Here is a 7285-nt window from a genome sequence, read left to right as displayed (position 1 = left end):
CGGTTGCGGTTGCGGTTGCGGTTGCGGTTGCGGTTGCGGTTGCGGTTGCGGTTGCCACAGCATTATTCACGCCGTACAGCAAAAAAAGTACTATCATGAAAACCGCAATTCACAGGCCGAGCAACTTGTCATAAAGCCGCCCTTAGTGGCTTTGCAGTTTCGCTTCAAGCCATCTCGGGCCACACTCAAAAATTACGTAGCCACCCCACTCCGTATAGTCAGGCACCTACCCAACTCAAAAGTGGTCTGCTCTATATTCAGAAAGCGTCCTATCAGGCCAGTCCATTTAGTCGCTATAAATAGTGCTCGTTTGTCATCTCTCCTTTTGGAAAGCGCAGAGCACTATGTCTACCTCACGATCGACCTCATCCTCTCTAGTCAGCGACCTGATCCCGCCTATCGTGGCCGGTCTGATCTCGGTCATCGTCAACTACGGCGGCACATTTATTCTGGTTTTCCAGGCCGCCAAAGTAGCCGGCCTCAGCCCCGAGCTGACCGCCTCCTGGGTCTGGTCAATTTCCATTGGTGTGGGTGTTACCGGTTTGCTCTTGAGCTGGGTTTCGCGCGAGCCCATCATCACCGCCTGGTCCACGCCTGCCGCTGCATTTCTGGTTACGGCTCTGGCCACCACGCCATATGAAGAAGCTGTCGGCGCCTACCTGATCTCGGCCGCCGCCTTTGTCATCCTGGGCCTGTCCTCCTACTTCGAGCGCCTGATCCGCCTGATTCCCAACGGCATCGCTGCCGGTCTGCTGGCTGGCATTCTGCTGCAATTTGGCATTGGCGCATTTGGCAGCATGACACTGGACCCGAAACTGGCAGGTCTGCTGATTCTGGCCTACCTGATCATCAAACGCTTTTCCGCACGCTACGCAGTGGTAGGCATTCTGATCCTGGGCCTGAGCTTCCTGCTGCTCGAGCATCGCGTAGACCTGAGTGGCCTGAAACTGGAGCTGGCCACGCCGGTATTCACCATGCCAGTATTCACCCTGAATGCCTTGCTAAGCGTCGCCTTGCCCTTATTCCTGATCACGCTGACCGGCCAATACATGCCCGGCATGCTGGTCCTGCGTAACGACGGTTTTCGTACCAGTGCCAACCCGATTGTGTGGGTGACAGGACTGGGTTCGCTGATCATGGCTCCCTTTGGCTCCCATGCCATGAACGTAGCCGCCATTACCGCCGCTATCTGCACCGGGCCGGAGGCGCACCAGGATCCTTCCAAACGCTGGGTTGCCGGGATTGCCGCCGGTGTGTTCTACATTCTGGTCGGCGTTTTTGGAGTAACCCTGGCCGCTGTGTTCATGGCCTTCCCTGCAAGCTTTATCACCACTCTGGCGGGCTTGGCGCTGCTGGGCACCATCGGCGGCAGCCTGGCGGGAGCCATGGCAGACGTCAAATCACGTGAAGCAGCCTTGATTACCTTTTTGGCATCAGCCGCCAATATCACCCTGTTCGGGATTGGCGGGGCTTTCTGGGGTCTGGTGATCGGTCTGCTGGCGTACTTTATTTTGAATGGGAAGTTGCCGCAGCGTAAAACGGAAAAGCTGGGTACTGAGGGGCTTCCAGCGGCGTCTGATGCTCGGTAACTCATAAAAACCTATTCGGGCCAGAACAGTATTTCTGGCCTGAATGGCAGGAACATTCCCCTTGCCCATGCAGGATTACTGCCTTGAACAACACTGATTTTATTGTAAAAATTAGTCACAAAAAACCCAGCAATAAGCCCTATAAGTATGCAACTTAGCCCTACTGCAGGCAAAAAACCCTGTAAGAATTAATAGACACAATCTATTGACTGCCTCTTCCACGCTCAAGTGCTAGCCTGCGCTGGCTTTGATCTTCAGGAAACGGTGTCATGTTTGGCGATTTCGATCTTGCGTCACCCTACGCGGCTTATGCCCGTCTTCGTCAGGGGCCGCCTTTGGTTTGGGATGCGGATTTCTGCGGTGGGGCGTGGTTAGTTCATAGGCACAGCGATGTACAAGCCGCCCTGCGCAATCCCGATTTAAGTGTGCGGCGTGTTGGCGGGTGGGTGGCCCAGGCGGGCGCTGACCCCTCCCCTCGTCTGCAAGCCTTCAAGGGCTTGATGGCCAGGACGCTGGTCTTTCTGGACCGCCCCCGTCACACACGCGTCAGACGAGTAGTGAATGCGGCTTTTAGTGCGAAAGCTTTGGAAACCCTGCACAGCACGATTGAAAAGCGCGTTACGCACATCCACCTGGAGTTAAAAGACAAGCTGCGACACGGTTCAGTGGATCTGGTTGATGAGGTCTGTCGCCCGCTCCCCGCCTTGGTCATGATGGACGTGCTCGGCTTGGAGCAACTGCCTTTGTCTGTTTTTCAGGCCTGGTCAGAGCAACTGGCAGGTTTTATCGGACAAGCCACGCCGGATCTGCCTTTGCTGAGAAGCACCCAGGACGCCTTGCTGGATATGGCTGACTTTCTAGGCAACAGTGCCAATCTGCAAGAAGGCGGGTTGGCCTGGCGGCTTTTGCATGATGAGCAGCTTTCCCTTCAAGGCAGGCGCGAACGCTTGGCACAGTCCTGTATGTTGCTCTTTGCAGGCTATGAAACCTCCCGGCATCTGCTCAGCTCCCTGTTTCAAACACTGCTTGCCGCCCCCACAACGCTGCAGGACTTGCTATCGAATCCGCAGAAAATTCCTGCCGCGATCAAAGAGGTGCTGCGTCACGACAGCCCGATTCAGTACACGGCCAGACGTTTGATGCATGACCAGCACTGGCATGGTCAGCATTTGCGCAAAGGACAGTTGCTGCTTTTGCTCTTGGGCGCTGCCAACCGCGATCCGGCGGTGTTTGCCAATCCTGACGATCTGGACTTCAGCCGCAACAATCAGGCCGAGCTATCCATGGGACACGGAATTCATCATTGCCTGGGAGCCGGTTTGTTTCAGCTGGAAGCCAAGCTCGTACTTGAGCAATTCCTGCCTTTGCTCCCTCGCCTGCAATTGACGCAAGGTGAACGTATTCGGCTCCCCGCCTATCGGGGCTGGAACCGCTTGCCAGTTCAATACCGGGCGGCACAGTCATGAGTGCTTTTCTCGCCCATCTGAATCAACAACTGGAGGCTTTGAAGACCAGGAAACTGTGGCGGCAAAGAGCAATCAGCCGCCCCTTGCCAAACGCCCATATCGAACGCAATGGCCAGGTCTTGCTGAATTTCGCCAGCAATGACTATCTGGGCCTTAGTCAGCATCCACAACTCAAACTGCTTAAAGCACAAGACGTCGCCGGAGCGACGGCATCCCCGCTGATTTGTGGGCATCATGCGCTGGCTCAAGCACTGGAGCAGGAGCTGGCAGACTGGAGTGGCTTCGAGGCCAGCCGTCTTTTTGTCAGTGGCTATCAAGCTAGCTTGGGCGTGATTCCCGCACTGGTCGGCACGGGCGACACGATCTTTTGTGACAGGCTGAACCACGCCAGCCTGATTGATGCCAGCCGCCTATCCGGCGCTCGTTTACGTGTGTATCCCCATAGGGATATGGCACGGCTGGATGATTTGCTCGGCAGGCCAGCGCCGGGCTTCAAGCTGGTGATTTCGGACAGCCTGTTCAGCATGGACGGCACGATTGCCCCGGTCGATGAGCTGATCGCCTTATGCGAACGCCACGATGCCTTGCTGTATCTGGACGATGCACATGGTTTGGGAGTTTTGGGTGAAAACGGACGCGGTGCACCTGAGCATTTCCAGCTCACGGCCACGCAGCGGCGGCGTCTGATTTACCTGGGGACTTTTGGCAAGGCGGCCGGTCAAGGCGGTGCATTTGTTGCCTGCTCCCACAAGCTGGCCGACTGGTTCACGCAATCCGCCCGCAGCTATGTGTACAGCACCGGCTTGGCCCCGGCGCATTGTGCGTCCTTGCTGGCCTGTCTGCAGCTGCTCAAACAAGCCCAGCCCCAGCGGACCCTGTTGAAAGAGCATATTCAGACGCTGCAAACCTTGAGCCAGGATCTGCCCTGGCGTCTAGCTCCCTCCGATACGCCCGTGCAAAGCCTACTGGTTGGCGAGGTAGAGCCTGCTTTGCAACTGGCCGAAACCCTCCTGCAAAAAGGTATTTGGGCACCGGCCATACGCCCGCCTACCGTTCCCCGCCATCAAGCCCGATTACGCATATCCCTGTCTGCCGCCCACCGGCAACAGGACATTGAAAAACTGGTCCAGGCACTACATGAAGCCACCCACTCTTTACGGTGATTTGCCATGAACTCAAACTCCTTTCCCCTTTTGGCCCAACGCAGCCTGCAAGCGGTCTGGCATCCTTGCACTCAGATGCAGCATCACGATCAAGGCGTGCCGCTACTGGCAATCAAACGCGCCCAAGGCGCCTGGCTTCATGACGCCAACGGCAATGCCTATCTGGACGCTATCAGCTCCTGGTGGGTGAATCTGTTTGGACATAGCCACCCGCATCTGGTGCAGGCAATTAGCGATCAGGTTCAGCAACTGGATCACATCATGCTCTGCGGACTGACCCATGAGCCGGTTGTGCAGCTTTCCGAACGATTGGCCGCCTTGAGCAGCCATCGTTTAGGCCATGCTTTTTATGCCAGCGACGGTGCTTCCGCGGTAGAGATTGCCCTGAAGCTGAGTGTGCACTACTGGCGCAATCAAGGCCAGGAACACAAGCACCGCTTTGTAGGCATCGCACAGGGATACCACGGCGAAACAATAGGTGCCTTGGCCGTGACCGATGTGCCCTTATTTCGGGAAAACTACGGCACACAGCTGGGCCAGCAATACACCGCAGCCAGCCCCGATCTGCGTCAAGCCACTAGCCCGGACGAACACAGGCAGGTCACCGAAAGCGCACTCCAATCGCTGGAGCAGATTCTGGATGGTCATCAGGACATTGCCGCCGTCATTCTGGAGCCGCTAGTGCAATGTGCGGCGGGCATGCACATGCATTCCCCCGACTATCTGCGCGGTGTGCGCGAGCTGTGCGACCGCTATCAGGTGCATTTGATTCTGGACGAGATTGCCGTGGGTTGCGGCCGTACCGGCACGTTCTTTGCCTGTGAGCAGGCCGGTATCTGGCCTGATCTGCTGTGTCTGTCCAAGGGAATTACGGGCGGCACGCTGCCCTTGTCCGTAGTGCTATCCAGCCCTACGATTTATCAAGGGTTTTATGACCAGGACTTGCGTCGGGGCTTTTTGCATTCCCATTCCTACACCGGCAATCCTTTGGCCTGCCGAGCCGCGCTGGCCACTCTGGACTTGTTCCAGCAATACCCCGTCTACGAGCTGCAAAAAACGCTCGGACAAGCACTCGATGAAGGTTTACATAGACTGAACCGGCAGTATCCCAAGGTGCAGCATCTGCGCCGCTGCGGGGTAATCTGGGCCTTTGATCTGGATACGGGCCCAGCTCGCTACGATCACCAGGGCTTTGCCCGGCGCTTTTACCGCTCTGCTTTGCAACAGGGACTGATGCTGCGCCCTATCGGCAATACGGTGTACCTGATGCCGGGCTATCTCTGGGGCACAAAAGAGGTGGAGCATTTGCTGAATGGTCTGGGTCGTCTGCTGAAGGAATACGCATGAGGGCCTGCTTTGTGACGGGCACCGATACGGAAATTGGCAAAACGCTGGTCAGCTCGGCTTTACTTCATTTACTAGGCCAAAGCGGTGCGCGCACGCTCGGCATCAAGCCCATTGCTTCGGGAGCCGTAGACATAGAAGGACGTTTGCATAACGAAGATGTGGATGCACTGGCGCGGCATTCCAGCCTGAAGCTCGCTCCCGAAACCCTGACTCCATACTTGTTCAAGCCCGCTGCGGCACCCCATATTCTGGCTGAACAAGCAGGAATCGAAATAGACCCGGCTCTGATCAAAACAACGGTTCAAACGGTGGCGGAGCAGGCCGACTATGCAATCGTTGAAGGAGCAGGAGGCTTCATGCTGCCCTTGGGGCAAGGGCGGACAGGCGTAGATTTAGCACAAGCCTTGCAACTACCTGTGGTGCTGGTTATCGGTCTACGTTTGGGTGCCTTGAATCACGCTTTGCTGACGGCTCAAGCCATACGCGCCAGCGGCTTGAACTTGCTGGGCTGGGTCGCCAACCACATAGCGCCGGAGATGAGTTATGCCCAGGAGAACCTGCAAACGCTGCATGACTATCTGCCGAGCCCTTGCCTGGGTGTCATTCCAAGACTGAATGCCACCACACTGGATGATCGTATCCAGCAAGCAGCGCAATATCTGCGCTCACCATGGGGAGACAAGAACTAGGCGCTTTGCACCAGGCTTATAGAAAGTAGCTACCTACACTCCCCAGAAACGCCACGCCTAGCAGTAGACACACTGCGCCACCCAAGGCAAAGCGCAAGGCCGGGTTAGTGGACCAGGCGTCCAAACAGCTATTTAGCAAACGCTGACGCCATGTCCCCGGCCCTGCCGCGCCTGCGGCTTGCCGGGAGTTTGCACGCAAACGACTCAGATGCTCCTCGCTGATTCCATCCATGGCTTCCCACTCCAGTTTCCAGCGCAAGAAAGCGGCCTGATGCTCAGGATCAATGGACAGCCAGGCCCGGAAAGCAGACTGGCTGCGGGCATCGTTCTGATGTTTGGGGTCGTGCTGTTTGAGCAGCCAGCTCAAGGCCTGCTCATCAATGTGCTGCATGTGTTCGTCCTTAGACATACGAACCAGCCGGACGCGGCACTGCCCCGTCCGCCCGATTGACCGGTGCCGGATTATGGCGGCACGCCAGCATGGCCATGCGGATATAGTGCTCAACCACTCGGGGGCTGGTGCCCATACGAGTCGCGATTTCCTTGTAGTTCAGGCCCTCGAAGCGATGCAGCACAAAGGCTTCACGACGACGGCGGGGCAAGGCCTCGATCATGGCCAGCATACGAGCACCCGGTTCTGAAGGAGCATGAGCAGAGGCTTGTGTGCCACGCAGCATACGCAGGCAAAAACTTAAACCGTTACGGCAAAACGATTTCAGCATGGGCCACTCCCTAAAACACATTAAATGATAATGGTTCCTATTATCTTTACTGTTTTAGAGAAAGTCCAGCCCTGCTCAAGAAAGATTAACTCTGCTCACAAAAAAAGATGGCCCCTCTCAAGTCTCTGCCAAAGAAAGGCTTTGCGCCATTTCAGGGAGCACCGCAATACAGGCGCTACAAACAGAGCGCAACGCAGCCTGGAAAAGAGACCGTGTCCTTTCAGGAAATACCCCCAATCACCTCTTCTTCTGTAAAGGGAAAGCCAGTGCTAATCGCGCTGACCTCGCCAGATTCCTGGCTCCTATTGG

At 56.5% G+C, this 7285-nt stretch carries 7 protein-coding genes; 5 read left to right on the top strand and 2 right to left on the bottom strand.

What is annotated here, in order from left to right:
* Positions 1-344 precede the first annotated feature (344 nt).
* From U2949_RS18705 to bioD, 5 genes are all read left to right on the top strand, one after another.
* A complete protein-coding gene (locus U2949_RS18705) occupies positions 345-1589 on the top strand; it encodes a benzoate/H(+) symporter BenE family transporter (protein WP_321289355.1) in 1245 nt (414 codons plus the stop codon).
* Between the two features lie 269 nt (positions 1590-1858).
* A complete protein-coding gene (locus tag U2949_RS18700; RefSeq protein ID WP_321289354.1) occupies positions 1859-3055 on the top strand; it encodes a cytochrome P450 in 1197 nt (398 codons plus the stop codon).
* Positions 3052-4218: an aminotransferase class I/II-fold pyridoxal phosphate-dependent enzyme gene (locus U2949_RS18695; protein WP_321289352.1), complete on the top strand. Its 1167-nt coding sequence runs from the start codon at positions 3052-3054 to the stop codon at positions 4216-4218. Before U2949_RS18700 ends, U2949_RS18695 begins: the two co-directional genes overlap by 4 nt.
* A 6-nt stretch (positions 4219-4224) precedes the next feature.
* Positions 4225-5565, top strand: a complete 1341-nt coding sequence (gene bioA / locus U2949_RS18690) for an adenosylmethionine--8-amino-7-oxononanoate transaminase (protein WP_230019105.1) — start codon at positions 4225-4227, stop codon at positions 5563-5565.
* Positions 5562-6254 (top strand): dethiobiotin synthase, encoded by a 693-nt coding sequence (bioD, locus tag U2949_RS18685; RefSeq protein WP_321289349.1) that lies wholly within the window; start codon positions 5562-5564, stop codon positions 6252-6254. Before bioA ends, bioD begins: the two co-directional genes overlap by 4 nt.
* Before the next feature lie 16 nt (positions 6255-6270).
* On the opposite strand, the gene U2949_RS18680 is transcribed toward bioD, so the two are convergent.
* Together U2949_RS18680 and U2949_RS18675 are read right to left on the bottom strand one after the other, a co-directional pair.
* Positions 6271-6645: a FecR/PupR family sigma factor regulator gene (locus tag U2949_RS18680; protein ID WP_026485273.1), complete on the bottom strand. Its 375-nt coding sequence runs from the start codon at positions 6643-6645 to the stop codon at positions 6271-6273.
* A gap of 10 nt (positions 6646-6655) precedes the next feature.
* On the bottom strand, positions 6656-6976 hold the full coding sequence (locus U2949_RS18675; RefSeq protein WP_257723497.1) for a sigma-70 region 4 domain-containing protein: 321 nt from the start codon (positions 6974-6976) through the stop codon (positions 6656-6658).
* Positions 6977-7285: the final 309 nt, after the last annotated feature.

The sequence above is a fragment of the Alcaligenes phenolicus genome (assembly GCF_032063905.1).
Lineage (GTDB): Bacteria > Pseudomonadota > Gammaproteobacteria > Burkholderiales > Burkholderiaceae_B > Alcaligenes > Alcaligenes phenolicus.
Note: the sequence above shows the minus strand (reverse complement) of the source record. Positions and strands in the feature narration are given on the sequence as shown.

What these genes read in the sequence shown, in the direction of transcription:
- U2949_RS18705 (WP_321289355.1), top strand. Translation starts at nt 345, where the DNA reads ATGTCTACCTCACGATCGACCTCATCCTCTCTAGTCAGCGACCTGATC.
- U2949_RS18700 (WP_321289354.1), top strand. Translation starts at nt 1,859, where the DNA reads ATGTTTGGCGATTTCGATCTTGCGTCACCCTACGCGGCTTATGCCCGT.
- U2949_RS18695 (WP_321289352.1), top strand. Translation starts at nt 3,052, where the DNA reads ATGAGTGCTTTTCTCGCCCATCTGAATCAACAACTGGAGGCTTTGAAG.
- bioA (WP_230019105.1), top strand. Translation starts at nt 4,225, where the DNA reads ATGAACTCAAACTCCTTTCCCCTTTTGGCCCAACGCAGCCTGCAAGCG.
- bioD (WP_321289349.1), top strand. Translation starts at nt 5,562, where the DNA reads ATGAGGGCCTGCTTTGTGACGGGCACCGATACGGAAATTGGCAAAACG.
- U2949_RS18680 (WP_026485273.1), bottom strand. Translation starts at nt 6,645, where the DNA reads ATGCAGCACATTGATGAGCAGGCCTTGAGCTGGCTGCTCAAACAGCAC.
- U2949_RS18675 (WP_257723497.1), bottom strand. Translation starts at nt 6,976, where the DNA reads ATGCTGAAATCGTTTTGCCGTAACGGTTTAAGTTTTTGCCTGCGTATG.